This window comes from Candidatus Palauibacter sp. (assembly GCF_965208055.1).
Classification (GTDB): Bacteria; Gemmatimonadota; Gemmatimonadetes; order Palauibacterales; family Palauibacteraceae; genus Palauibacter.
Window position 1 is genome coordinate 3,051,223 of sequence record NZ_CBDBNY010000004.1, and the last position, 25,286, is coordinate 3,076,508.

General features: G+C 68.6%; 21 protein-coding genes. 10 read left to right on the forward strand and 11 right to left on the reverse strand.

Annotated elements, in window-relative coordinates; all coding sequences use genetic code 11:
* The first annotated feature begins 22 nt into the window (after positions 1–22).
* Positions 23–1,324, forward strand: coding sequence for a hypothetical protein (locus tag ACOGXI_RS13495; RefSeq protein ID WP_419939352.1), 1,302 nt, complete (start codon positions 23–25; stop codon positions 1,322–1,324).
* On the opposite strand, the gene ACOGXI_RS13500 is transcribed toward ACOGXI_RS13495, so the two are convergent.
* Together ACOGXI_RS13500 and ACOGXI_RS13505 are read right to left on the reverse strand one after the other, a co-directional pair.
* Positions 1,223–2,656, reverse strand: a complete 1,434-nt coding sequence (locus ACOGXI_RS13500; RefSeq protein WP_419939353.1) for a glycosyltransferase — start codon at positions 2,654–2,656, stop codon at positions 1,223–1,225. The genes ACOGXI_RS13495 and ACOGXI_RS13500 overlap by 102 nt on opposite strands.
* Positions 2,657–2,658: 2 nt before the next feature.
* Positions 2,659–3,927, reverse strand: a complete 1,269-nt coding sequence (locus tag ACOGXI_RS13505; protein WP_419939354.1) for an amidohydrolase family protein — start codon at positions 3,925–3,927, stop codon at positions 2,659–2,661.
* A 114-nt stretch (positions 3,928–4,041) separates the two neighbouring features.
* On the opposite strand from ACOGXI_RS13505, the gene ACOGXI_RS13510 reads away from it, so the two are divergent.
* Positions 4,042–5,625, forward strand: a complete 1,584-nt coding sequence (locus ACOGXI_RS13510; protein WP_419939355.1) for an HD domain-containing protein — start codon at positions 4,042–4,044, stop codon at positions 5,623–5,625.
* 219 nt (positions 5,626–5,844) lie between these two features.
* Positions 5,845–8,124 (forward strand): polyphosphate kinase 1, encoded by a 2,280-nt coding sequence (gene ppk1 / locus ACOGXI_RS13515; protein WP_419939356.1) that lies wholly within the window; start codon positions 5,845–5,847, stop codon positions 8,122–8,124.
* Positions 8,125–8,146: 22 nt separating this feature from the next.
* Here the strand turns inward: ppk1 and phoU are convergent, their stop codons facing one another.
* The 7 genes from phoU to ACOGXI_RS13550 are packed head-to-tail and all read right to left on the reverse strand — an operon-like array spanning position 8,147 to position 14,374.
* Positions 8,147–8,815: a phosphate signaling complex protein PhoU gene (gene phoU, locus ACOGXI_RS13520; protein ID WP_419939357.1), complete on the reverse strand. Its 669-nt coding sequence runs from the start codon at positions 8,813–8,815 to the stop codon at positions 8,147–8,149.
* A 14-nt stretch (positions 8,816–8,829) separates the two neighbouring features.
* Positions 8,830–9,591, reverse strand: coding sequence for a phosphate ABC transporter ATP-binding protein PstB (pstB, locus tag ACOGXI_RS13525; protein WP_419939358.1), 762 nt, complete (start codon positions 9,589–9,591; stop codon positions 8,830–8,832).
* Positions 9,588–10,466: a phosphate ABC transporter permease PstA gene (pstA, locus tag ACOGXI_RS13530; protein ID WP_419939359.1), complete on the reverse strand. Its 879-nt coding sequence runs from the start codon at positions 10,464–10,466 to the stop codon at positions 9,588–9,590. The genes pstB and pstA overlap by 4 nt, the downstream gene beginning before the upstream one ends.
* On the reverse strand, positions 10,463–11,377 hold the full coding sequence (gene pstC / locus ACOGXI_RS13535; RefSeq protein WP_419939360.1) for a phosphate ABC transporter permease subunit PstC: 915 nt from the start codon (positions 11,375–11,377) through the stop codon (positions 10,463–10,465). The genes pstA and pstC overlap by 4 nt, the downstream gene beginning before the upstream one ends.
* Complete coding sequence (locus ACOGXI_RS13540; protein ID WP_419939361.1) at positions 11,349–12,302, reverse strand: PstS family phosphate ABC transporter substrate-binding protein; 954 nt, start codon at positions 12,300–12,302, stop codon at positions 11,349–11,351. Before ACOGXI_RS13540 ends, pstC begins: the two co-directional genes overlap by 29 nt.
* A complete protein-coding gene (locus tag ACOGXI_RS13545) occupies positions 12,289–13,656 on the reverse strand; it encodes a sensor histidine kinase (protein WP_419939362.1) in 1,368 nt (455 codons plus the stop codon). Before ACOGXI_RS13545 ends, ACOGXI_RS13540 begins: the two co-directional genes overlap by 14 nt.
* Positions 13,657–13,678: 22 nt before the next feature.
* Positions 13,679–14,374 carry a response regulator gene (locus ACOGXI_RS13550; protein ID WP_419939363.1) on the reverse strand — a complete coding sequence of 232 codons (696 nt, stop codon included), beginning with the start codon at positions 14,372–14,374 and terminating at the stop codon, positions 13,679–13,681.
* Between the two features lie 318 nt (positions 14,375–14,692).
* On the opposite strand from ACOGXI_RS13550, the gene ACOGXI_RS13555 reads away from it, so the two are divergent.
* From ACOGXI_RS13555 to ACOGXI_RS13575, 5 genes are all read left to right on the forward strand, one after another.
* Positions 14,693–17,542 (forward strand): TonB-dependent receptor domain-containing protein, encoded by a 2,850-nt coding sequence (locus tag ACOGXI_RS13555; RefSeq protein WP_419939364.1) that lies wholly within the window; start codon positions 14,693–14,695, stop codon positions 17,540–17,542.
* Positions 17,543–17,655: 113 nt separating this feature from the next.
* Entirely contained in the window at positions 17,656–19,029 is a 1,374-nt protein-coding gene (locus ACOGXI_RS13560) for a hypothetical protein (protein ID WP_419939365.1), read from the forward strand.
* Positions 19,030–19,041: 12 nt separating this feature from the next.
* On the forward strand, positions 19,042–19,557 hold the full coding sequence (locus ACOGXI_RS13565) for a hypothetical protein (protein WP_419939366.1): 516 nt from the start codon (positions 19,042–19,044) through the stop codon (positions 19,555–19,557).
* 136 nt (positions 19,558–19,693) lie between these two features.
* Positions 19,694–20,929: an AAA family ATPase gene (locus ACOGXI_RS13570; protein ID WP_419939367.1), complete on the forward strand. Its 1,236-nt coding sequence runs from the start codon at positions 19,694–19,696 to the stop codon at positions 20,927–20,929.
* A complete protein-coding gene (locus ACOGXI_RS13575; protein WP_419939368.1) occupies positions 20,926–21,540 on the forward strand; it encodes a DUF4276 family protein in 615 nt (204 codons plus the stop codon). Before ACOGXI_RS13570 ends, ACOGXI_RS13575 begins: the two co-directional genes overlap by 4 nt.
* 4 nt (positions 21,541–21,544) lie before the next feature.
* Here ACOGXI_RS13575 and ACOGXI_RS13580 read toward each other — a convergent pair whose 3' ends face one another.
* A complete protein-coding gene (locus ACOGXI_RS13580; RefSeq protein ID WP_419939369.1) occupies positions 21,545–22,423 on the reverse strand; it encodes an NAD+ synthase in 879 nt (292 codons plus the stop codon).
* A complete protein-coding gene (locus tag ACOGXI_RS13585; RefSeq protein WP_419939370.1) occupies positions 22,420–23,307 on the reverse strand; it encodes a nitrilase-related carbon-nitrogen hydrolase in 888 nt (295 codons plus the stop codon). The genes ACOGXI_RS13580 and ACOGXI_RS13585 overlap by 4 nt, the downstream gene beginning before the upstream one ends.
* Positions 23,308–23,467: 160 nt before the next feature.
* Between ACOGXI_RS13585 and ACOGXI_RS13590 the strand changes: the two genes are divergently transcribed.
* Together ACOGXI_RS13590 and ACOGXI_RS13595 are read left to right on the forward strand one after the other, a co-directional pair.
* Positions 23,468–24,184, forward strand: a complete 717-nt coding sequence (locus tag ACOGXI_RS13590) for a CPBP family intramembrane glutamic endopeptidase (RefSeq protein WP_419939371.1) — start codon at positions 23,468–23,470, stop codon at positions 24,182–24,184.
* The gene (locus ACOGXI_RS13595; RefSeq protein WP_419939372.1) at positions 24,185–25,249 is read left to right on the forward strand and encodes a porin; all 1,065 of its coding nucleotides are present in this window, start codon (positions 24,185–24,187) and stop codon (positions 25,247–25,249) included. It begins immediately after the preceding gene.
* Positions 25,250–25,286: the final 37 nt, after the last annotated feature.

Consider the following 25,286-nt stretch of genomic DNA (forward strand, 5'->3'; position numbering starts at 1 on the left):
CGGTGACGTCCGGCGCCGGAAAATGATCTGGCTCCTCGTGGCCGTCGAGGCGGCGGCGCTCTGGGGAATGGTCTGGGGTGGATCCGGCGCCCCGTGGCCGGCGATGCCGCTGTGGGCCGTGGCGTTCGCGGCCTATCTCGCGGCGGCCGGCTGCGCCGCCGGGCCGGGCCGGGCGGCATCGACCCGCCGGCGCATCTGGACCGCCGGGATCGTCCTTCGAGCGGGGGCCTTCCCCGCGGCGCCCGCCCTTTCCGAGGACATCTATCGGTACATCTGGGACGGCTGGGTTCAGTCCAACGGAGTGAATCCCTACGCGCATCCCCCCTCGGCGTCGGCGCTCGAAGAACTGCGCACCGCGTGGTGGCCGCTCATCAACCACGCGGACGTGTCGACGATCTATCCGCCGGGGGCTCAGGTCGCGTTTGCGCTGCTGGCGTCGGCCGGGCCTGCGTGGTGGATCTTCAAGCTGGGGTGGCTCGCGGCCGACCTGCTGGTGGCGCGGCTCATCGACCGGCTTTCGTCGGGCCGGAGCGTGCTCCCGCTGCTGCTGTATCTCTGGTCCCCGCTCGTCGTCGTCGAAGTGGCCTGGAGCGGGCACCTGGATCCGCTCGGGGTCGCGCCCATGCTGGGCGCCGTGGCGCTGGCCGGCAGCACGGCGGTGCCGGCGTGGCGGTCCGGAGCCCTTCTGGGACTCGCCGGCGCGCTGAAGTTCGCCCCCCTCGCCGCGCTCCCGGCGCTCTGGCGGCTACGCGGTCCCGGGGCGCTCGCCGCAGCGGTCCTCGTACCCCTGCTTCTCTACGTGCCTTACGTCGGCGCGGGGCCGGCCCTCTTCGACGGTCTGCGGACCTACGCGGACATCTGGGCGTTCAACGGCGGCCTCTACCGGATACTCGAGCGGCTGCCGGGGCATCCGGATCTCGCGAAGTGGATCGGCGCGTCGATCGTCGGGGCCATCGCGTGCCGCGCCGCGCTCCGCCGCTGGCCGTTGGACCGCGCCCTCCTGTGGACGATCGGATCCGCCCTCCTCCTCTCGCCGACCCTCCACCCCTGGTATCTGCTCTGGGTCCTCCCCTTCGCCTGTCTATCGGCGAATCGGGGTTGGCTCCTGTTCAGCGGCACCGTGTTCTTCGCGTACGCGGGTCGGGATACCTACCTCGCCACGGGGGCGTGGCCGGAGCCCGCGTGGCTGGCATGGCTGATCCATGGGCCGCCCCTGGCCCTCCTAGCCTGGGATGGCTGGCGGGGACGGCGTTCTCAGCGACTCGCGCGTCGTGAGAGCGTAGCCCGCGGCGAAGAGCGCCGTGAAGGGCAGGACGGCGGGTGACCCGACGAGCGCCGTGTTCACGACGGCGCCGGCGAGCGCGGCGGCGAGCGCCAGGCGCAGAAACGCCGGCCCGCCCGAGAGCCGGGCTCGATACGCCACGACGGGATGGAAGCCTCGTTTCGGCGTGCGGGCGAAGGGGGTCGGGGTCCCGCGGCAGGCCCGCGCGACGGCGAAGGTGAGGGGCACGCCGAGCCCCAGCCCCAGGAGCAGGGCCTCGACGATGCGGCGTCCGAGCCGCCGCCGCCGGCGGATCCACCCGGCGGACCCGTAGAAGAGCACGAACGGGACGGTGGCGAGAAGCACGGCGGCTACATGAACGGCCGTGGGCAGACCGAAGCCGGTCGCCGACGCCCACCCGGCCCCCGCCAGCGCCGCCGCCATCGTGAGCGTCAGCGGATGGACGACGTGTCCCGCGAGATGGGCCGTCGCCTCGACCTTGATCGCCGCCGGCACGGGGGCGCGCCAGATCCGCGGCAACAGCTTTCTGGCGCTCTGGATTCCGCCCTGCGTCCAACGGCTCTGCTGGATCTCCACCGCGCGGAGACTGGCCGGCAGTTCGGCGGGAACCCGGACGTCGTCCCGGTACACGAAGCGCCAGCCCGCGAGTTGGGCGCGGTAGCTGAGATCGACGTCCTCGGTGAGGGTGTCGCTCTGCCACCCCCCCGCCGCCTGCACGCACGCCTTGCGCCACATTCCGCCCGAACCGTTGAAGTTGAAGAAGAGGCCGGCCCGGTATCGCGCCTCGTGTTCGATCGCGAAATGCGCGTCGAGGAAGAGCGCCTGTGCGCGCGTCAGCCAACTCGCGTCGGGGGACAGGTGGTCCCAGGCCGCCTGCACCGCCCCCACGCCGGGATCCGCGAAGGGGGGGAGCAACTCCCGAATCAACTCCGGGGGCGGAACGAAATCCGCGTCGAGCACGAGCAGGAAGTCTCCGCGGGCGAGGGCCGTGCCGTGGGCGAGCGCGCCGGCCTTGTACCCTTCGCGGGATGCCCGGCGCACGTGCCGGATGTCGATCCCCCGGGCCCGCCACTCGCGCACGCGTCGCGCCGCGGTCGCCACCGTCTCGTCGTCGGAGTCGTCGAGCAACTGGATCTCGAGGCGGTCCGCCGGATAGCGCAGGCGGCACGCCGCGTCGATGAGCCGTTCGACGACGTTGGCTTCGTTGAAGACGGGCAGTTGCACCGTGACGACCGGAAGCGCGTCCTCCCAGGAGCGCGATTCCACCCTGGCGGGTCGGCGCATTCGCAGCCAGAGCAGGCGCAGCCGATGCGCCCCGAAGGGGGCGAGGAGGGCGAGGAGCGCCAGGTACGCCAGGGGTCCGATCTCGCTCATCGTCAGTTCGGCGTCTCCGGCCGGAAATCGAGTCGGTCGAGCGCGATGACGCCGTCGCTCATCACGAACAGCACATCCTGGTACTGGCCGATGTCATCGAGCGGGTTGCGATCGACGACGAGAAGGTCCGCCTCGAACCCTGCCGCGACCCGTCCCGTGCGGTCCGCGATGCCGAGCAACTCCGCCGCCACGGTGGTCGCGGCCCGGATCGCATCGAGTTCGCTCATTCCGATTCCCACGAGTTCGATCAGTTCATGGCTCAGGCGGAGGACGCTCTCGGACCCGTAGCCCGTGTCGGTCGCCGCGACGACGGGCACCCCGAGCGCGTGGGCGGCCGCGGCCGTTTCCCGGACCCGGGGGAGCATGTGCCGTCCGCGCACCTGTAGCACCGGATCGTCGTAGTCGCCACCGGGGAGCGTGAGATCCGACACGACGGCGATCGTCGGCACCAGGTACGTGCCCCGCTCCCGCATGAGGCGCAGCGTTTCCTCGCCGAGGTACGTCCCGTGCTCGATGCTTCGCACGCCCGCCGCGACCGCGGCCCGGCCGCCGCGGTCCCCGTGCGCGTGCGCGGCCACCGGCACGCCGCCGCCCCCCGCCTCCGCCACCAGCGCCGATAGTTCGGCCTCCGTGAAGAACGGCTTGCGGGGGTCGGTTTCCGGCAGGCCCGCGCGCTCGGTCGCGTTGACCTTGATGAAATCCACGCCGCGACCGAGCATCGCGCGCGCCACCCGCCCCAGCGCCTCGGGCCCGCGCACATCGCGTCCGAGAAGGTCGCTGAGACCCGGCTCATCGAGGAAGAGACCCTCCGCCGGGCGGGGCCGCACATGGTAGCCCGCGGCGAGGATCTCCGGACCCGCGAAGCTCCCGCGCCGGAAGAGTTCCCGCAGGCCGACGTCGGCGAAGAATCCCGCCCCCATGCTGCGCGCCGTCGTGACTCCGGAGAGGAGTGCCCGGCGGGCCGCCTCGAGCGTCCCGATGTGGACGTGCGCGTCGATGAGGCCGGGGACGAGGAAGCGGCCGCCGAGGTCGACCGCCTGCGCGGCGGCGGGCGCTTCGCCCCCCTCCGCCACGGAAACGATGACGCCCTCCCGCACCACGACCGTCGCGTTCGAGAGGACGCCGGTCCCCGGATCGATCACCGAGGCGCCGGTGAAGGCGATCGCCTCGCTCTGGCCCGCCGCCGACATCGGGAAGGCCAGACAGGCGAACAGGACGCCGACGCACCGGGAGCGTCGGGACGCGGTCGCCGCTGAAGTGATGACAGACATTCGGAACCTCCGGCATCGTGAGGGTGAGGCACCAACATGCCTTCGGCCGGGGGTCGGGGGTAGAAGCGGGCCGGGGGTGGCGCGCGCCGCCATCGATCCGGCTACGTTGGCCGCATGCAGCGCACCACGCTACCACTGCCGCGCGAGACCGCCGACGGTCGGGACCCGCTTCCGTTCCCGCTGCGCGTCGCCGCCATCGATGTGGGATCCAACGCGTTTCGCTTCGTCGCGGCCGAGTTCAGCGACCCGCGCCGCTACGTGGAACTCGCTTCGGAGCGGGTCGCGGTCCGGCTGGGGCATTCGGCCTTCCTCACCGGCGAACTGTCGCCTTCCGCCATCGACCGGACCGTCGAGGGGTTCCGGCGCTTCCGGGAGGAGATTGATCGCCTGGGCATCGAGCACGTGCGCGCCGTGGCCACCAGCGCGGTTCGAGAGAGCCGCAACGGCGCGGACCTCGTCCGCCGCGTAGAGGAGGAGGCGGGAATCCGGCTCGACCTCATCTCCGGCACGGATGAGGCGCGCCTCGTGTGGATGTCCGTGAAACAGCGGCTCGACTTCGGCGACGCCAAGTGGATGCTGGTGGATCTCGGCGGCGGGAGCGTCGAAGTCTCGCTGGCGGACCGGTCCGGGATCATGTGGAGCGAGTCGCACCGGATGGGCTCGGTGCGGCTGCTCGAGGAACTCACGGGGGCGGACGATGCCCCGGCCCACTTCGCGAATCTGCTCGCGGAGTACGCCGCCACGCTCCGCATTCCGCACGCGAGCAAGCACTGGACGCCGGTCCAGTTGATCGCCACCGGCGGCAATATCGAGGAGCTTGCCCGCCTCGCGGGCCAACGCGCCGCCGACGGGAACCGCCGCATCACGCGGGCGGAACTCGCCATGGCGATCGAGGAGTTCTCCCACCTCTCCTACAGCCAGCGCATCGGACGGCTGGGCCTGCGCGAAGATCGGGCCGACGTGATCCTCCCCGCCGCGATCGTCTACGACCGTGTCGCCGAACTCGCGGGGGCCGAGGAAATCCTCGTCCCCGGGGTCGGTGTAAAGGAGGGCGTCCTGTTCGACCTCGTCGATGAACTGGCGAGCGGGGCCGGTTTCGGGCGGCTGGAGCGGATCGTCCACGAAGGAGCGCTCACGCTCGGGCGCAGATATCTCTTCGACGAGGATCACGGACGACACGTCGCGTCGCTGGCCATCTCGCTGTTCGATCAACTTGCCGAGGTTCACGGCCTCGAACCGCGCGACCGGCGGATCCTGCTGGCGGGAGCGATGCTGCACGACATCGGGCAGCACATCTCCTACGCGAAACACCACAAGCACTCGCTCTACCTGATCCATCACAGCGAGATCCCGGGGATCGCGCCGAACGAACTCCCGCTCGTCGCCCTGGTGGCGCGCTACCACCGGCGCGCCGAACCGCGCCGCGGCCACTACCTCTACCGCGACCTGAATCCTCACGACCGCGGACGGGTGGAGCGGCTCGCCGCCCTCCTGCGCATCGCGGACTCCCTGGACCGCGAGCACCTGCAACGCGTGCACAGCGTCGAGGCGCGCGTGCACGAACACCGGCTCGAACTGCGTCTCGAGCGGAGGGGACGCCTGCTCCTCGAGCAGTGGGCGCTGCGCAAGAAGGGGAAGCTCTTCGCCCGCATCTTCGGCCTCGAGCCGTACGTCACCTTCGACCTGTCCTCCGACTGAGGCGTCAAAAACAAGCGGGACGGGGGGTGCAGGGCTTATAATTCGGGCCCTGCGTTCGCAAATCGTTCGCGAAAGAGTGACCGGGAGCGCCGTGTGTCGTCCGAATCGAAAGCCGAATCGAAAGCCGAGCCGAAAGAGGCGCCCCGTCGGCCGTGGGTCCACCACGGGAGCCGGCGCGCCGGCGGCACTTCTCCGACGGCGCCATCCGGCTCCGCCGCCGTGAACGGGTCCCCGACGCGCGAGGCCCGCCCGCCCGCCGATGCCCCCCCGACGCCGGACGCCCCGAGGCCGGACAGCGACGCCGACGCCACTCCCCGTCCGTCCGGCCCGCAGGTCGGCCACCGCGTAGGGGGCATCCCGGTCCTCCCGCGCGCCGCGGCGCCGAAGTCCGTTCCCGACGGCGCGAAGCCGAGCCACTCGTCGCTCTATTTCAACGCCGAACTCAGTTGGCTGGACTTCAACTGGCGCGTGCTCTACCAGGCCATGGACGAGCGGACGCCGCTGCTGGAGCGGCTTCGGTTCCTCGCGATCACGGAGAACAACCTCGACGAATTCGTGATGAAGCAGGTCGGCGGCCTCAAGCGCGTGCTCGGAGCGGGCGTGGTGAAGCCATCGCTGGACGGCCGCGGGCCCGCCGAACAGCTGGACCTCGTGCGCGAAGGCGTCCGCACCATGCGGACCCGGCTGGCGGAGGTCTGGGAGGAAGAACTCCGGCCGCGCCTCGCGGCGGAACTCGACATCGTCGTGCGCGATTTCGAGGACCTGAACGAAGAGGAACGCGAGCACGTGCGTTGCGAGTTCACCGATCGCATCTATCCGATCCTCACGCCGCTGGCCGTCGACCCGGGACACCCGTTCCCCTTCCTGTCCAACATGAGCCTCTCGCTCGCCCTGATGCTCGAGCACCCGGAACGCCGGACCCGCCACTTCGCCCGGGTGAAGATCCCCACGGAGCTGCGCTGGGTCGAACTCCCGGAGAGCGGGCACGTGGTCCCCGTCGAGCAGGTGGTGCGGCACTTCGCGGGCGAGCTCTTCCGGGGGATGAAGATCGAGAGCGCGTCGCTGTTCCGCGTCACCCGAAACGCGGATGTGGCCCGGGACGAGGAGGTGGCGGACGACCTCCTGCAGATGATCTCCGAAGAGCTTCGCGAGCGGCGCTTCGCGCGCGTCGTGCGTCTGGAGGTCGAGCCGGGCATGCCCGACGATGTGCGTCAGTTCCTCGTTCGCCAACTCGAACTGGACGAGGAAGATCTGTACGAGATCCCGGGCCTGCTCGAGATGTCGGGTTTCTGGCAGATTGCGGCCGAGGGTCCCTGGGAACACCGGCACGAACCCTGGGAGCCGATGATCCCGCCGCGCCTCATCCGCGAAGGCGAGACGGAGGACCGTCCCGACATCTTCACGGTGATTCGGGCGGGCGATCTCATGGTGCACCACCCGTACGAGTCCTTCACCGCCACGGTGCAGCAGTTCATCGAGGAGGCCGCCGCGGATCCCGCGGTCGTGGCCATCAAGCAGACGCTCTACCGGACGGCGGAGCACTCGCGGATCATCGCCGCGCTGGTGCGGGCGGCCGAGGCGGGCAAGGCGGTCGCCGTGCTCGTGGAGGTCACGGCCCGCTTCGACGAGGCCGACAACATGGAGTGGGCGTCGGTTCTGGAGGAGGCGGGCGTCAACGTCACGTACGGTCTCGTCGGGCTGAAGACGCACGCGAAGGTCGCGCTCGTCGTCCGCGAGGAAGAGAACGAGATCCGCACCTACTGCCACATCGGCACCGGCAACTACAACTCCGAGACCGCGCAGATCTACGCGGACATCGGGATCCTCACGGCGCGTCCGGAGATCGGCCGCGATGCGGTGAACCTGTTCCACTACCTGACGGGGTACGCCCCCGACCAGCAGTACGAGGAACTCATCGTGGCGCCCCGCGACCTGCGACGGGCCCTCATCGCCCGGATCGAGCGCGAGGTTTCCCATGTCGAGGCCGGCCGGAGGGGGCGCATGATCATGAAGATGAACGGCCTCGACGACCCGAAGGTGATCCGCGCCCTCTACGCGGCGTCCGCCGCCGGCGTGCAGATCGACCTCATCATCCGCGGCCAGTGCCGGCTCCGCCCCGGGATCCCCGGCTTCAGCGAGAACATTCGCGTGCGCAGCATCGTCGGACGCTTCCTGGAGCACGACCGGATCTTCTGGTGGGAGAACGACGGGAGCGCCGAGGTCTGGATCGGGAGCGCGGACTGGCGCCGCCGAAACCTCGACGACCGCGTCGAAGTGCTGCTGCCCGTGCGCGACAAGCGGATCCGGAAACGCCTGCGCAAGACGCTGCGCTTCGCCCTTCGCGACAATCAGCGAGCCTGGGAACTGCGGCCGACCGGAGAGTACGTGCTGTGCGAGCCCGCGCCGGGCGAGCGCCCCATCGACTATCAGAGCCGGATGTTGAAGGCCGTGCGGAAACGCCGCCGCAAGGTGGACGACCGCTGGAACGCCTCGCGCTGACGCGGGGCGCTACCGCCGGCCGCTAGGCCGGATCCGCCGTGCCCTCCTGGTGCCGGATCATGATGCCCTGGACCATGTAGACGACATCCTCTCCGATGTTCGTCGCGAGGTCGCCGATCCGCTCGAGATTGCGGCCGATGAGGATGACCTGCAGGCACGCCGACAGGTTGTAGTCCGGCATATGCGTGATCATCACCCGGCCCAGCGAGTCCTGGAGCTGGTCCAGCCGGTCGTCCCGGGCGATCACCGAGCGCGCGTCGTCCGCGTTGCGGTGTACGAAGGCGTCGAGCGCATCGCGCAGCATCGCCCTCGCCATGCGGCTCATCTCGTCCAGTTCGGGCGGGATGGGAACCTTCTTTTCGGCCCTCGCCAGCCGCTCGGCCGCTTCGGCGATGTTCACCGCATGGTCGCCGATCCGCTCGAGGTCGTTGTTGATCTTGAGGACCGCGACGAGCACGCGCAGGTCGCTCGCGACGGGATGATGCAGCGCGAGGATCTCCACCGTCGACTCCTCGACCTCCACCTCGACCCGGTCGATGGCGTCGTCCGCTTCCCGGATCGCGTCCGCGTCCACGACGGGTTGGCCCACGAGCGCCACCGCCCGCTGCACCAGTTGCTCGATGTCGTGCGCCATCCGGTGCAGCATCCGCGTGACATCGGCCACCCGATCGTCGAACTGCCTGAAGGACATCGCCGGCGGCCCTTCTAGCCCCGCCGGCCCGTGATGTAGGCTTCGGTCCGCTCGTCCTCGGGATTGGTGAACAAGCGCTGCGTCTCCTTGTACTCGACCAGTTCGCCCATGTAGAGGAAGGCCGTGTCGTCGCTGATGCGCGCGGCCTGCTGCATGTTATGCGTCACGATCACGATCGTGTAGTCTCCGCGCAGATCTCCGATGAGGTCCTCCACGCGGCCGGTCGCGATCGGGTCGAGCGCGCTCGCCGGCTCGTCCATGAGGAGAACCTCCGGTTCCACCGCCAGCGCCCTCGCGATGCAGAGCCGCTGCTGCTGTCCGGCCGAGAGCCCGAGGGCGTCCGCGTCGAGGCGGTGGCTCACTTCGTCCCAGAGCGCGGCCGCGCGGAGCGACGCCTCCACCCGATCGCCGATGTCGTCCCGGAAGCCGTTGATCCGCAGGCCGAACGCGATGTTCTCGAAGATCGACTTCGGAAACAGGTTCGGCTTCTGGAACACCATCCCGATGGTGCGCCGGACATCGGCCGCCTCGACGCCGGGCGCGTAGAGATCCCGCCCTCGGAACAGGACCCGGCCGGTGACGCGGGCCGTCGGCACGAGGTCGTTCATGCGGTTGAAGCAACGCAGGAGCGTGCTCTTGCCGCAACCGGAAGGCCCGATGAAGGCGACCACCCGCCTTTCCGGTATCGTGAGCGAGATGTCCCCGATCACCCGGGTTTCGCCGTAGCGAACGCCGAGCCCGACGGTCTCGAGGACCGCATCCGACGCCACGGTCACCTCTCGTATCGGTTACGAATCAGAATCGCGGCCGCGTTCATCATGAGCAGCACGCCCAACAGTACCACAATGGCTCCTGCCGCCAGCGCATGGAACTCCCCGCGTGGATCCGTGGTCCAGTTGAAGATCTGGATCGGCAGGACCGTGAAGGGATCCATGGGCGAGACCGGGTCGAACGCGATGAACGTCAGACCGCCGATGATGAGCAGCGGGGCGGTCTCCCCCCCCGCGCGCGAGAGACCGAGGATGGCGCCGGAAAGGATTCCCGGCATGGCCGCCGGGAGCACGTGATGCCGGATGGTCTGCCAGCGCGTGGCGCCGAGCGCGTAGGCAGCTTCCCGCAACGCGTCCGGGACGGCGCGGATCGCCTCGCGGGCCGCGATATTGACGATGGGGAGCACGAGCAGCGACAGCGTCGCCGCTCCGGCGAGCAGGCTCCGCTCCAGCGCCAGGAAGCGGACGAACACGGCGAGGCCGAGGATGCCGTATACGATGGAGGGCACGCCGGCGAGGTTCGCGATGTTCGTCTTCAGCAGGCTCGTGAAGCGGTTCCTCGGGGCATATTCCTCGAGGTACAGCGCGGCGCCGACTCCGAGCGGAAAGGACATCGCCGCCGCCAGCGCGAGCATCCACGCGCTCCCGAGGATGGCGGAGCGAATACCGGCACGCTCCGGGAAACGCGACGGATGGCTGGCCAGGAACTCGAACGACAGCACCGGCAGCGCGTCCGCCAGGATACTCGCGAGGAGGACGACCAAGGACGCGACCCCGAAGGCCACCGCAAGGCGGCACAGCCACTTGAACCGGACCCCGGCGCGGCGACGGGCCTCGAGGCGCGGGTCGAAACGGCCTCCGCGGAGCGCGCCGGGACTCACTGGAAGCTCCCCCGGAAGCTCCCCCGGAAGCGCGCAGCCATGCGCTGGCTCAGCAGGTTGAGGGCCAGCGTGATGAGGAAGAGAAGGAGGCCGACGGCGAACAGGGTCCGGTATTCGACGGACCCCGGCGGGGCGTCTCCCAGGCTCACCTGCACGATGTAGGCCGTCATCGTCTGAACGCTCTGGAGCAGATCCAGCGTCATGCCCGGGGTCGCGCCCGCGGCCAGCGTCACGACGATCGTCTCGGCGATGGCGCGGGAGATCGCGAGGACAAAGCTGGCGGCGATGCCGGGCAGACCCGCCGGCACCACGATCCGCGTCACCACCTCGTACGGGGTGGCCCCGACGCCGTACGCGGCCTCGCGCAGAGCGTCGGGGACCGCGCTCAGCGCGTCCTCGGAGAGAGATGACACCATCGGAAGGATCATGATGCCCACGACGATGGCGGCGCTCGCGGCATTGAAGACGCCCGCCGACGGGAAGAACGACCTGAGGATCGGGGTGACGAGGATCACGGCGAAGTAGCCGTAGACGACCGTCGGAATCCCCGCGAGAATCTCGAGCGCCGGCTTGACGGTCCGCTTCGTCCGGATCGATGCGAACTCGCTCAGGTAGATGGCCGTGGCCAGTCCCACCGGGAGTGCGATCAGCGCCCCGCCGGCCGCGACGAGGAGGGTGCCGTTGACCAGCGGGAGGATGCCGAACGACCGCGGCACGAGGTCCGGGGACCAGCGCGTCCCCGCGAGAAACTCGACCGGGGATACTTCGGCGAAGAAGCCCAGCGACTGGGTGAGCAGCACCACGACGATCCCGACCGTCGTCAGGATGGAGAGCGCTCCGCAGCCGAAGAGGAGCGCCCCGATCAGGCGCTCGCCGAGGGTGCTAGCCGATCCGGGCTCGGATTTCCGCATACGCTTCCGGCTCGAGCGGTATGTACCCCGTCTCCGGGATCAGGGTCGCCGCCCGCTCGAGGAAGAAGCGCACGAATGCCCCGACCTCCGGTCGATCGAGCGCATCGCGCCGAATGTAGATGTACATCGGTCGAGCGAGCGTGTACGTACCGTTCAGGATCGTTTCGCGGGACGGTGCGACGCAACCGGCGCCCCCGTCGACCTCAATGGCGCGCAGTTGCTCCCGGTTGTCCTCGAAGTACGCGTAGCCGAAGTAGCCGAGCGCGCCCGGATCGCCGCTCACGCCCCCGACGAGCACGTTGTCGTCGGCGCTCGCGGTGTAGTCGCTCCGGCTGGCGCCCTCCTCGCCGACCACGGCCGCCGTGAAGTAGTCGAAGGTGCCCGAATCGGTGTCGGGTCCGTACAGCTTCAGTTCCTCATCCGGCCAGTCCGGGCGGAGCTGGCTCCAGCGCTCGACCTCGGACCCGGGCGCCCATAGCCGCCGGAGCTCGGCCACGCTGACGCAGGCGACCCAGTCGTTGGAGGGGTGCACGACCAGCGTCAGGCCATCGCGGGCGATCTGCACTTCGACGGGCTCGATGCCCTCCGCCCGGCAGGACGCGGCCTCGGCTTCGTCGATCTGTCGCGAAGCGTTGGTGATGTCCGTCTCGCCGTTGCAGAACCTCTGAAACCCTCCCCCCGTGCCGGAGACGCCCACCGACACGCGAACCGCGCGTCCGCCGGCGATCTGGAATTCCTCGGCCATCGCCTGGCTGATGGGGAAGACGGTGCTCGACCCATCTACCTCGATCAGGCCCGACAGGCCTCCGTCCGGGTCGGCGCCGCAACCCGCGAGAGCAAGAGCCGCCAGCGTCGCCCATCCCGCACCGGAGCGACCGAAGCGACCGAAGCGACCGGGGCGAAGCAGCCTGTCAGGCGGGGACATCGAGGCTCTCCCTCCTCGAGGGCCGGGCGGCATCCGGGAGCGTGAACCAGACGGTGGTTCCGTGGCCCAGCACGCTCTCGATGCCGATCCTGCCCCCGTGCGCCTCGACGAAGTGCTTCACGATCGAGAGTCCGAGGCCGGTTCCCCCCCGGGCGCGCGAACGCGCCGGATCCACTCGGTAGAAGCGTTCGAACACGCGTTCGACGTGCACGGACGCGATCCCCGGGCCGCGGTCGGAGACCTCCACTCGCTGGAACCGTCCGTCCGATTCAATCCGGACCCTGATGTCCGGGTCCTCATCGCTGTAGCGCGCGGCGTTGTCGAGGAGGTTCCGGATCACGTGGCGGATCGCATCGGGGTCCGCCCAGGCGGGCTGCTCCGTTCCCGACACGCGCAGGTCGAGGTCGGCGGCCCGAACCTTCGGCGACAGCGTCTCCCACGCCTCCCTCGCGAGGGCGCCCACCGAGACCGCCTCCGGCTCGGGGTTCCAGTTGCCGGACTCGAGAAGTGAGAGGTCCAACAGGTCATCGACCAGGTACCGCATGCGGGTCGCATTGGAAAAGATGCGGCGTGCGAAATCGTCCGCCTGGTCCGCGTCGAGTCCTCCCTCCGCCAGCGCCTCGGCAAAGCCCACCACGCTCGTGAGCGGGGTCTTGAGTTCGTGCGACACATTCGCCACGAAATCCCGGCGGACGCCCTCGAGTCGCCGCATGACGGTGAGGTCGCGGAGCACGATGATCGCGCCCGACCGGTGGGGTCGGACCGACATCAGCACCGTGTTCGCGCCGAGTTCGACTTCGGCCGTCGTGGATTCGCCGCGCCCCGCCGCGTTAACGGCTTCGGCGATCCCGGGAGAGCGGAAGAGCGTGCCGACGCGAGCGCCGGGCGCCACCTCACGTCCGGCCCAGCGCTCGAAGGCGGGGTTGCAGAGGCTTACGAACCCCTCCCGATCGATGAACGCGAGTCCGTCCTCCAACCCGTCGAAGAGCACTCTCAGGTCACTGGACTTGCGTTCGGAGACCTCCACACGATCGCGCACCTGTCCGGCCATGCGGTCGATCGCTCGACCCAGGGAACCGACGGAACCGACGGAACCGGAACCGGTCGCGCCGATCGAGGGATCGAGGTCACCGGAGGCGATGCGATCGACGGCGTCCCGCGCCTCTCCGAGCGCCGACTCGATTCTCCGGGCCACCAACCAGGAAGCCGGCCACAGCAGGAGCAGGATGCCTCCGAGCACGGCGGCTTCGACCGCCACGCCCGTCGCGTCGAGCCGGAGGGTAAACCGGGCGGCGAAGTACGCCACCACGAACACCGCGGCCGCGGCCAGAAAGAAGCGGGTGGCCAATCTCACCGAACGGGCTCCGCCGCGCGAACTACTTGTCGAGCGCGCGGAATCGGTAACCGATCCCCCGAACGGTCTCGATCAGGGGAGCGGCGTCCCCGAGCTTGGTCCGCAGCCGGGCGACGTGCATGTCGACCGTGCGCGTTTCGATCGCGGCATTCGTGTCCCACACGGCCTGAAGCAGTTGGCGGCGGGTCTGTACGCGTCCACGCCTCTCGAGCAGCACTTCGAGCAGGCGGTACTCGAGACGCGTCAGGTCGACCTCGACCCCGTCCGAGAAGGCCCGGTGCGCCTCCCGGTCCAGTTCGACCGGTCCCACGGCGATCCTCCTCGTCGTCGACACCGGTTCCGCCTTCGACCGGCGGAGAAGCGCCTCGACGCGCAGCGTGAGTTCGCGCGCGCTGAAGGGCTTCGTGATGTAGTCGTCCGCGCCGACCTCGAAACCCTTGACCCGCTCCTCCTCTTCCCGTCTCGCGGTGAGCAGGATGACCGGCATGGAACTCGTGCGCTCCGCGCGCCGCAGCCGCTGCAGCACCTCGTATCCGTCCATGCCCGGCAGCATGAGGTCGAGGATGATGAGGTCCGGCTGGTCGGCCTCCGCCGTCGTCAGTGCGCCCGGTCCGTTGACGGCCGTGGTGACCCGGTATCCTTCCCGGCTCAGGTGATACACGAGCACGCTGAGGATGTCCGGTTCGTCATCCACAACCAGGATCTGTGCGTCCGGCATCATCATCATCCGCGTCAGATGGGCTCAACTTGGGCTCAACCATGGAGGCGTCCGCCGCACGGACCCAATCTCCGCAGAATTCTGGACCACGTGTGCAGGCCGTATCGTAACACATTCGTAACCATCTCGTGAACGACCGCCGGAGCGCGCCGCGTCCCCCGACCTCGCGAGGATTCCGGTCCGTCCAACCCGGTAACCCGGCGCGCTTCGCGCCGTGACGAACCTGTGACGTTTCCTTGTCTGGAGGCGTTACTGAACCCGCCTATCCTCCGCCCCGGTAGCAGAACCCTGCAGTGAACGCCCGGAGGATCCAGAGTCATGAAACGAGTCATGAAACTCAAGCAGCGACAGCACAAGTCCCGGCTTCAGGCCGGTCTTGCCGTCCTTTCCGCTTGCCTCCTGCTCGGCCTGGCCGGTGCAGTTGCGGCGCAGGAGGCGGAACTCGGCAAGATTTCGGGTCGAATCGTGGATGAAGAGACGGCGAGGCCGCTGAGCCTGGCGCAGATCTCCGTCCCCTCGCTGAACGCCGGCACGCTGAGTGACGTCGACGGCCGCTGGACGCTGCAAGCCGTACCGGCCGGCACATACGACATCGTCGCCCGCCTCATCGGTTACGCGAGCAAGACGATCACGGGCGTACTGGTCGTCTCGGGAGGGAACGCGACGATAGACATCTCGCTGCCGCCCCGGGCGATCGAGTTGAACGAGCTGACCGTGACGGTCGCGGACCAGCGCGGCACGGCCTCGGCCGTCCTCCAGAACCGGCGGACCGCGCCGGCGGTAACCGACGCGATCGGCCGCGAGCAGATCGCGGACTCGCCGGACTCGGACGCGGCCGCGGCGCTGGCCCGGGTCCCCGGCGTCTCCATCGTCGACAAGAAGTTCGTGTTCGTGCGAGGCCTCGGAGAACGCTACGGGAACACGACGCTCGACGGCGCGGTCATGCCCTCCCCGATCGCGGACCGCAAGGCGGTTCCGCTCGACCTCGTCCCGGCCAGTTTCATCGAGAACGTCTCCACCTCGAAGAGCTATCTCCCCCGGCAGCCCGCCGACTACGCGGGCGGACTCGTCCAGATCGAGACGCGCAGGGTTCCGGGAGAGAGCTTCTTCAAGATCGGGTTCGGCACCGGCATGGAGACGGCGACGACCGGCAAGAGCGGCCTCGGCTACGCGGGCTCCGGCCTCGACTTCCTCGGCATCGACGACGGGCTGCGCGCCCTTCCCGACCTCCTGCCGGCCGACGCCCCCGTCAACCGGCGCAACTTCAGCTCCGCCGAACTGGAGGCGATCGGCGAGGCGTTCGCGCCCGGCTGGGCCGGCACCCCGCGCGACCTCCCCTTCGGGCGTAGCGGCGAACTCGCTTTCGCGACCGAGATCCCGCTCGGCGCGAAGAATCTCGGCCTTCTCGCCGCGGCCCACTGGGACGATTCCTGGAGCCGCCGCGAGGGCTATGTGGAGCGGGTGTTCGCTTCCTCGGGCCTCGCGGATCCCGAAGTCGACTACGGGGGCGACCAGTCGGCGCGAGCCGTCACCCTCGGCGGCCTTCTGAACATGGACTACACGCTGGCGGCGAGTCACCGGATCTCGTTCAACGGGCTCCTCAACCGGGTGACCGAAGACCAGTCCCGCATCCTCGAGGGCTTCAACCTCGACTCGAACACGAACCAGCGGAACACCCGAATCCAGTACGTCGAGAACTCCCTCGTCCAGGGGCGCCTGAGCGGGAGGCACTACTTCAGCGCCTTCGGCGACATGACGGCGGAGTGGAAGGCCGCGTACTCGCGCGCCGGCCGCTACGAGCCGAACACACGCGAGGTTCTGTACCGCGAGTCCGGCGGCGTCTTCCTGTGGGACAACTTCATCCAGAGCGGCAGCATCTTCCATCAGGATCTGACCGAAGATGCGATCAACCTCAACGTCGACATTCAGTTCCCGATCCGCGTGAACGGGCGGGCGGGGACGATCGAGGTCGGCGCCGCGAGGCTCACGCGTGACCGCGACGTGCTCAGCCGGCGCTTCCGGTTCATCCCCAACCGGTCGATCGCGAACGAAGTCAGGGCGTCGTCGCCCGACCGGATCTTCTCGCCGGACAACATCGGCCCGGGTCCGCGACAGTTCGAGATCCAGGAGGCGACCTTCCGCCCCGACAACTACGTCGCCGACCAGACCACGACCGGGGCCTACCTCATGGCCGACTTCGAACTCGTGCCGCGCCTCCGCTTCGCCGGCGGGGCCCGCATCGAGCGCAGCCGGCAGGTCGTCGAGCCGAGGGACGTCTTCACGCTGGGCGTCGAGCCGCTCACGGGCGCGGAACTCGACAACACCGACTTCGTCCCCGGCGCCACGCTCACCTGGGCGGCGAGCGACCGGGTCAACCTCCGGGCCGCCGCTTCACGCACGCTGGCGCGGCCCGAGTTCCGCGAGCTGGCGCCGTTCTCGTTCGCCGACTTCGCCGGCGGGTATCTCGTCGTCGGGAACCCGGTGCTCCAGCCCTCGCGGATCACGAACTTCGATCTGCGCTGGGAGTGGTTCCCCCGCCCCGGCGCCGTCATCGCGGTGAGCGGCTTCTACAAGAATTTCAGGGATCCGATCGAGGAGGTCGTGTTCCCGAGCAGCGAGTTCATCAAGAGCTGGCTCAACGCCGGGACCGCGAACAACATCGGGACCGAATTCGAGCTGCGCTCCGACCTCGGCTTCCTCTCGGAGTCGTTCGAGAACTTCGCGCTCAACCTCAACCTCACGCTGGTCGATTCCGAGGTGGAGACGGGGAGCGTGGCCCAGATCTTCGTCCCCGGCTCGGGACCGCTCGAGATCGACGTGGTGGGGCAGAAGCGCCGCCTCCAGGGCCAGTCGCCCTACGTCGTCAACGCGGGCGCGAACTGGGCCAGCCCGTCCGGCCGGACTTCGGTCTCCCTCCTCTTCAACCGGTTCGGGCGCCGCATCAGCCAGGTCGGCACCCAGTTCCTCGACAGCGTATTCGAGGAGGGCCGGAACCAGTTCGACCTCGTCGTCGAACAGGGGATCGGGTCGAAGATCTCGGCCAAGCTCAGCGCCACGAACCTCTTCGCCGCCGACTACCGCTTCACGCAGGCCGGCGATCTCCTTCGCGGCTGGCAGCCCGGCAGGGCCTTCTCTCTCGGCATGACCTGGCAGCCGCTCGACCGCTGACAAACGATCCGGGCCGCCGCTCCGTCACGGGCGGCGGCTCTTCCGGCCTGCGACTCATGCTCCGGTCGCGGGGGACTCCGGACAGGCGACGGAGCGTTGAGGAGAAACACACGATGAATCTGGCACGACGCAACCGGCGGGTCGGACTGTTTCTGACCGGGCTGCTCCTGAGTGGCTTCCATGTGGCGTGCGGGGGCGAGGAAGATCCCGTCTCGCCTGCGCCGCCTCCACCGCCGCCCCCGCCCCCCGTGGCGCCTCCGCCGCCTCCACCACCGCCGCCGCCGCCTCCCCCGCCGCCGACCACGGCGACGCTGTCGGGGACGATCGAGCAGTCGATCGAACTGGATCCGAGCCTCACCTATTTCATCCAGGGGACGACGGTCATCGAGGACGGCGCGACGGTCACGATCCCGGCCGGGACGGTGCTGAGGGGCGACGTCGACTTCACCGGTTCGGCGCTCATCGTCCGTCAGGGCGGCCGGCTCGTCGCCGAGGGCACGGCGGAAGAGCCGATCGTGTTCACGAGTTCGAATGATGAGGGCTCGCGCCGCCGCGGCGACTGGGGCGGGGTCGTCCTCAACGGCCGTTCGAACTGCAACTTCCCGGCGGATGAGTGCGTCGGCGAGGGCAACTCGGGTCCGTACGGCGGCAACATGCCCGACGACGACAGCGGCGTGCTGCGCTACGTCCGCATCGAGTACGGCGGCTATGAAGTCAGCTTCGGGAACGAACTGAACGGCCTCACGCTCAACGGGGTCGGCTCGGGCACGCAGCTCGAGTACGTCCAGTCGCACTTCGGCTCGGACGACGGGATCGAGTTCTTCGGCGGCACCGTGGACCTCAAGTACGCCTACGTCACCGGCGCCTCGGACGACTCGTTCGATTACTCGACGGGCTGGCAGGGCCGCGGGCAGTTCTGGGCGGCGCAGCAGGATCCCGATGACGCGGACAACGGCTTCGAGATCGATGGAAACGAGGAGAACTTCGACGCCATGCCGCTGACCGACCCGACGATCTACAACGTGACGCTGGTCGGGAAGGAGTCCGGAACGGGCTCCGCCGGCGAGAGCACGCGGGGGATCATCTTCCGTCGCGGCACCGACGGAACGGTGTACAACGCCGTGATCCTCGGCTTCGAGAAGGGCTTCGACGTCGACCAGTCGGAGACGGTCGGCCGAGTCGAGATCCGGAACAGCTACCTCTACGGCCAGCAGGAAAGGATGTTCGAGGGCGATGACGACGGGATCGACGAGGAAGCCCTGTGGATGACGGAGGACTGGGCCAACTCGATGGACGATCCGATGCTTAGGGACCCGTTCAACCTCATGATGCCCGACTTCCGGCCGGCCGACGGCTCCCCGCTCACCGAAGGCTTCGCCGAGCCGCCTGCGGGCAGCGACTTCTTCGAGGCGGTGGACTACATCGGCGCCTTCGCGCCGGACATGCCGCAGTGGATCGAAGGCTGGACCACGTCGGACCAGGGCTAACAGAACACACGTATGCGTCGCACCAGCCTCATCCTCGTATCGGGTCTGCTACCGATCCTTTCCGGATCCTGCGGGGATGCTCCGTCCGTTGGAGGGCAGAGACTGCCCGGATCCGCCGGCTCCCTCGCGGAGCTGGCGACCACGGTCCTCGTCGGGCTGGCTGCGGCGGATACCCTTCGCCTCGAAGGCGTCCGTCTCACCGAGATCGAACACAACGAGATGGTGTGGCCGGAACTCCCGGCCTCCGCGCCGGAAGTGAACTACCCCGTGGACCTCGCGTGGAAGAATATCCGGACGCGGAACCGCGCGGCGCTCTCCGACCTCTTCGGCGTGTACGAGAACCGGAAGCTGCAGTTCATCGACGCGGAGTGCCGCGGTCCCACGGAGGCGTTCGAGAGCTTCGTCGTGCACACCGACTGCTGGGTGACCCTCGAACGCGACGGGGACCTGATCCCGCCCCAGCGGATCTTCAAGGATGTCCTCGACTGGGACGGCGAACTCAAGATCTTCCGCTACTACGAGCCGTAGGTCACTACTCCAGCGTCCAGCCCCGGCGACCAACCGATCCGTCAAGGGCATCAGCCTCCTCCCCTGCTTGGTAGCAAGTTCTGGCGAGGTGCGCCATCTTCGTGACCCGTGATCCCTCCGAAGAACGGAGACGCACATGGCCGAGCCATATGGCCCCCTTCTCACAGGGATGACCGTCGAGGGTTTTCTCTCGTTTGGGGATGCTACGGAGATTCGCCTGGAGCCGTTGAACGTTTTCATCGGGCCGAATGGGTCCGGGAAGTCCAATCTGGTTGAAGCCGTAGCCGTGCTGCGTGCCGTACCGAGGGATCTACCCCAGCCGATCCGCGAGGGCGGTCGGAGCGTGCGGGATTGGCTATGGAAGCCCGACCCTGCGAGCACGGAGCCCGCTTCCAGAAAAGCTGCGCACTCCGCGCGCATCGAGTTGGCGTTCACGGGAGGGCGAATCGCCCAGCACCATACGAAACCGGCAGTCCGATATCGGCTGGTCTTCGGGGCCCAAGGCGATTCGTTCGTAGTGTTGGACGAGCGGCTGGAGAACGCCGATCGGCCTTCTGACAAGGAGAAGCCATCCTTCTACTTCGGGTACGAGCACGGTCGCCCGATGCTGAACGTGCGCGACCGCGGCCGGGGTAGCCGACGCGAGCTTCGACGAGAAGCCCTGGACATGACCCAGTCTATCCTGTCCCAGCGAAGGGACCCTGAGGAGTATCCGGAGTTGGGTCGGCTGACGGATGCCTTGGAGCGGATCCGAATCTACCGGCGCTGGCAGTTCGGCCCGGCTGCCACCGTCAGAGAGGCCTGCTCCCCGAGCGTGCGCGCGGATCATCTATCCGAGAACTTCGACAACCTTCCCGCGCGCCTGGCCGTGCTCAAACGAGACCCTATCGTCAAGCGTCGGATGCTCGAGCTGATCCGTGAACTGAGCCCGGGATTCAACGACTTCGAGGTCGTTCCGGAAGGCGGAGTGCTGACCCTCTACCTCATCGAGGGCGACTTGTCCGTTCCTGCACGCCGCATTTCCGATGGTACGCTACGCTTTCTTTGTCTGCTGGCCATTCTGGTCGACCCAGCGCCGCCGCCCTTGATCGTCATCGAGGAGCCGGAACTGGGGCTGCACCCGGACATCCATTCGCAACTGGCGATGCTCCTGCTCGATGCGAGCAGTCGTACACAACTCATCGTGACCACTCACTCGGACATAATGGTCGATGCGCTCACCGAAACGCCCGAGTCGATCGTCGTCTGCGAGAAGGTTCGCGGTTGCACGCAACTGAAGCGGCTCAGCGCCAAGAGACTCGAACCCTGGCTCAATAAGTATCGACTGGGAGAGCTGTGGTTGCGCGGAGAAATCGGAGGGACTCGCTGGTGAGCATCAAGCTCTACGTGGAGGGCGGTGGGGACTCCAAGGCGCTCACGACCGACTGTAGGCGAGGCTTCCGGAAGTTCTTCGAGAAGGCGGGCCTTGCGGGCCAGATGCCGCGCATTAAGGCCTGCGGAAGTCGCCAGGACGCTTACGACGACTTCAAGACGGCCCTCAAGAACGGGCGTGAAGTCCCGATGCTTCTCGTGGATGCAGAAGATCCGTTTACGGCGGCAAGCTCCTGGGAGCACCTTCGCAATCGGAACGGGGACGGTTGGGACCGTCCGGACGGGGCCAGCAACGATCATTGCCACCTCATGGTCCAGGTCATGGAGTCATGGTTCCTGGCCGACAGGCCGGCCCTGGAATCGTTCTACGGTCAAGGATTCCAGGCGAGTGCGCTCCCCCCCAACCCCCACCTTGAGCAGGTCATCAAGGCTGACGTGTTGCACGGCCTCATCCGTGCCACCCGGAATCTGAAGACGAAGAAAGAGTCCTATCGGAAGGGATCGGACAGCTTCGAGATCCTGGGCAGGATCGATCCGTCTCGTGTCGAGTCGGCCGCACCATCTGCCAAGTTGCTCCTCGACGTTCTTCGCGCCGGGGGGCCGAACCCGTGAGCGTTCAGTAGTCCACCGGTCTCAGATACCACTCTCCGATCGCCGTCGGAGAGATCATCGCGACCGTCGGCAGGTGCCGCTTCCAGTGCGTCCGCTCGAGCCGCCCCGCCACGATCTCCACCTTGTCTCGCTCGAACCCCGCTTCGATCAGTTCATCCCGCACGCGCCCCGAAACCAGGTGATGGAGGATGAGATCGGCTTCCGGGTAGGTGACGCCGAGGTCGCCCTCGTCCGTCTGTCCGTGGATCAGGTCCGCCGTCGCGGGCTTGTCGATGATCTCGGACGGTACTCCCACGGCCCGCGCGAGCGCCCACACCTGGCTCTTGAACAGGTCTCCGAGCGGGTTCACCGGGGGAGAGTCGTCGGCGTGCCACGTATAGTAGCCGAGCAGCCGCTCCGACTTGTTGCCGGTGCCCACGGGGAGAGCCGACAGCTTGAACGCCTGGTCGAAGAGGACGATCATGCGCTGGCGCGCGGCCACGTTGCCCCTGCGGTGCCCGCCGGCGCCGGGTTCGAAGTCCTCGAGATAGCCATCGACGGCCCGCGTGATCTCGATCGTGTGCGTCGGGATGCCGAACGCGTCCGCCACGAGAAGGGCGTCCTCGCGGCTGCGCGGGCTTGACGTCCGGTAGGGAAGGAGGAGGGCGAGCACGGCTCCCGGGCCGAGAGCTTCCGCGCACAGCGCAGCGGTGAGAGCGGAATCCACCCCGCCCGACAGCCCGACCACCACCCGCCGAAAGCCGCGCCGCCGCTCGATCTCCTCGCGGAGGAACTGAGCGAGCCAGCTTCGCACGAGGCCCACATCGAGGTCGAGCGGGCTCGGGTCGGCGGGGTGCGGTGAACGGCTCTCGGCGACCCCGGCAGGCGGCCATTCCCCGTTCATTCGATCTCGGCGGCGGGTCGGTCGACGCCCGAGCCCGGGCTGTTCACGAGCAGACGCGTCCAGGAACGCTCCAGGTCGGAGAAGAGCGGTTCATCCGCGCGGGCGCGGGCAGCCTCGCCGAGATCCAGCCGCACGGGGAGCAGCGCTTCCTCCCACAGCGGCCCCGCGACGATGCGGTGGCCGCGCGGATCGTACGCCGCGGACCCGCCGGCGAATCCCTTGCCGCCCTCGAAGCCGACCAGTTGCGACACGAGGACGTAGACTCCGTGCTCGGCGGCGACCGCGCTCGCGAGCGCGTCCCAGCGAACGAGGTTGTCGGGCGCCCCGGCCCCCGGGGCCGCTCCGCGTGCGGGCGAGGCGCTGAGGATGAGGATGATGGAGGCGCCGTCGAGCGCCGCGAGCGTGCCCGAGATCGAGTGGAAGCCGTCTTCGCAGATCAGGAGGGCGGTGCGCCCGAGCGGCCCATCGAAGGCCCGGATGCCGGCTCCGGCCTCGACGAAACGCTCCTCCTGGAAGACGCCGTAGGTGGCGAGGAACACCTTCCTGTGAACGTGACGAATCCCCCCCGCGGGCCCCAGCGTCGCGTACAGTCCGGAGTTGTAGATCCCCCCCGCATCACGTTCATAGAACCCGATCGCGATGTCGAGACCCTCCACGCTCACACGCGAGTTGAGCGCCTCGAACAACCGCGGGGCCGAGAGCGCCTGTTCGCGCACGCCTCCTTCGAGGAAATACCCGGTGAGCGCCGTCTCGGGAAACACGACCAGACGCGGCCGGGGTTCCTGCGCGACGGCTCGTTCGATCGTCGCGGCGCACGCGTCCAGCGTCCGGTCGAGGTCGCCCTTGGCGGGCCGGAACTGGGCGATCGCGATATCGAGCGGCATGCGTTCGGAGCCGTCGTTCGAGTGAAGGGCCGAGAGGCCGGCGGCCCCGAGAGACCGCCCGCGGGGAGAACGTCCCCGAACCTCGCGGCGGTGTCAACGGCCCCGAGGCCCTCGGCGTCACGAGTTGCACCCCGCACCTTCTCCTCGTATCCGTCCGCCCATGCTCGAGACTCCGAGTCCGATCGCGGCGGCCTGGGCGCTGCTGCTTCTGGTCGGCATGCCCGTCCTCGCCGCCCTCGACGCTCGCCGCGGGGCGGATCTCGCCGCGGCGGCGCAACACCGCGTGCTGCTGTATGTGTCGGTGGGGGCATCTCTGCTCGTCCTCGGACTCCTGACGCTCGGCGTCGCGGCGTGGCAGGATGTCCCGGCGGCCGCGCTCGGCTGGACGGTCGGCGCCCCGGCCGGGGCGTTGCTATGGGGCCTGGGGGTCGCCGTCACGGGCTTGGTGCTCGCCTGGCTCCTCACGGCGGCCGCCCGGCTGGCCGGGCTCCGGGAGACCGCCGCGGTGATGATGCTCATGCCGCGGGATGCCGCGGAGAAGCGAGCCTTCCTCGTGCTTTCCGGGATCGCGGCGGTGTGCGAGGAGTACGCGTATCGGGGGTTCGCGTTGTGGGCCCTCGCGGCGTGGACGGGAAACGCCTGGCTGGCCGCGCTGATCGTCTCGATCTCGTTCGGTCTCGGACACGGGTACCAGAAGCTGGCCGGCGTGATCCGCGCGACCGCGCTGGGCGTTGTGCTCGCCGCAACCGTCATCTGGACGGGGAGTCTGTTCCCCGCCATCGTCGGGCACTTCTGGATCAATGCGACCATCGGCCTGGGAGGCTGGCGCTACCTTCACGCGGACTTCGACCCCGCCGATACCGATGAGGAGAACTGAATGATCGCGAGAGTGTGCGCACGAACGGCCATCGCGCTGGCCCTCACCCTGCCGGGGGCGGCGGCGGCCCAGGAGTCACTCCCGGTCGAAATCGGGGGACTGCTGCGCGCGGGCGCTCGCGCGCATTCCGATTCCGGCATCGGGGCCCAGGGATTTCAACTCTTCGAGTCGCGTCTCAAGGTGAGCGGGTCGGTCGGCCTGGTCTTCGACTACAAGTTCGTGACGCGCTACGATGCGTCGCGCGACGCGTTCCGGATTCACGACGCCGTGGTCACGATGCCCCTGATGCCGGAGTTTCGGATCACGTTCGGCATGTTCAAGCCCAACTTCAGCCACGAAGCGGTCGTATCGCGGGCCGACATCACCTTCGTGAATCGATCGCAGGCGGTGACCGCCATCAAGCCCGGCCGGCAGATCGGCGTCGAGGCGGGCGGCGAGGCGCTCGAGGGCCGGTTCTCGTACGGGGCCGGACTGTACAACGGGAACGGACGCGACGTCACCAACGATGACGACAACTACATGTTCACCGGCCGCGTGCAGTTCAACTCGATCGGCACGATCGCCTTCTACGATGAGTTCGTTGCCCAGGCGGGCGTTTCGTTCGGCTATTCGACGGACACCTCGGCGTCCCTCGGCACGGGCATCGTCACGGGAGATCGATCCGCGGCGCCGCGGATCACCTCCGATTTCGCCGGTGAACGCCTCCTTTGGGGCGCGGACATGGAGCTTTCCTACCGCGGCTTGACGCTGTCGGGCGAGTACCTGCGGGCCGACTTCGATCTCGATGCCTCTCTCGGCGGCGCCGGGCCCTCGGAAACGGAGGCGTACGGCGGGTACGCTCAGTTCGGGTACCGGCCCTGGGGATTGATCGAGGGCGTCGTCCGCTACGACGGCTTTCGGCCCGCTCTGGGCGCCGACCGCGAGTTCATGGTGTTCGGCGTGAACATGTATCCGGACGGCTACGCGAGGTTCGGCGTGCAGTACGCCACCGCGCTCGGGGATTCTCCCAACGCCCCGACGCTGTCCGACGGGCAGTTCATGTTCCTCGCCCAGGTGGACTTCTGACCGACGATCCGTCGCGCGCCGGAGTCGCCTGAGGGCC

Coding starts and splice junctions, on each gene's coding strand:
- ACOGXI_RS13495 (WP_419939352.1), top strand. CDS start 23: ATGATCTGGCTCCTCGTGGCCGTCGAGGCGGCGGCGCTCTGGGGAATG.
- ACOGXI_RS13500 (WP_419939353.1), bottom strand. CDS start 2,656: ATGAGCGAGATCGGACCCCTGGCGTACCTGGCGCTCCTCGCCCTCCTC.
- ACOGXI_RS13505 (WP_419939354.1), bottom strand. CDS start 3,927: ATGTCTGTCATCACTTCAGCGGCGACCGCGTCCCGACGCTCCCGGTGC.
- ACOGXI_RS13510 (WP_419939355.1), top strand. CDS start 4,042: ATGCAGCGCACCACGCTACCACTGCCGCGCGAGACCGCCGACGGTCGG.
- phoU (WP_419939357.1), bottom strand. CDS start 8,815: ATGTCCTTCAGGCAGTTCGACGATCGGGTGGCCGATGTCACGCGGATG.
- pstC (WP_419939360.1), bottom strand. CDS start 11,377: ATGCGGAAATCCGAGCCCGGATCGGCTAGCACCCTCGGCGAGCGCCTG.
- ACOGXI_RS13540 (WP_419939361.1), bottom strand. CDS start 12,302: ATGTCCCCGCCTGACAGGCTGCTTCGCCCCGGTCGCTTCGGTCGCTTC.
- ACOGXI_RS13550 (WP_419939363.1), bottom strand. CDS start 14,374: ATGCCGGACGCACAGATCCTGGTTGTGGATGACGAACCGGACATCCTC.
- ACOGXI_RS13555 (WP_419939364.1), top strand. CDS start 14,693: ATGAAACGAGTCATGAAACTCAAGCAGCGACAGCACAAGTCCCGGCTT.
- ACOGXI_RS13560 (WP_419939365.1), top strand. CDS start 17,656: ATGAATCTGGCACGACGCAACCGGCGGGTCGGACTGTTTCTGACCGGG.
- ACOGXI_RS13565 (WP_419939366.1), top strand. CDS start 19,042: ATGCGTCGCACCAGCCTCATCCTCGTATCGGGTCTGCTACCGATCCTT.
- ACOGXI_RS13570 (WP_419939367.1), top strand. CDS start 19,694: ATGGCCGAGCCATATGGCCCCCTTCTCACAGGGATGACCGTCGAGGGT.
- ACOGXI_RS13580 (WP_419939369.1), bottom strand. CDS start 22,423: ATGAACGGGGAATGGCCGCCTGCCGGGGTCGCCGAGAGCCGTTCACCG.
- ACOGXI_RS13585 (WP_419939370.1), bottom strand. CDS start 23,307: ATGCCGCTCGATATCGCGATCGCCCAGTTCCGGCCCGCCAAGGGCGAC.
- ACOGXI_RS13590 (WP_419939371.1), top strand. CDS start 23,468: ATGCTCGAGACTCCGAGTCCGATCGCGGCGGCCTGGGCGCTGCTGCTT.
- ACOGXI_RS13595 (WP_419939372.1), top strand. CDS start 24,185: ATGATCGCGAGAGTGTGCGCACGAACGGCCATCGCGCTGGCCCTCACC.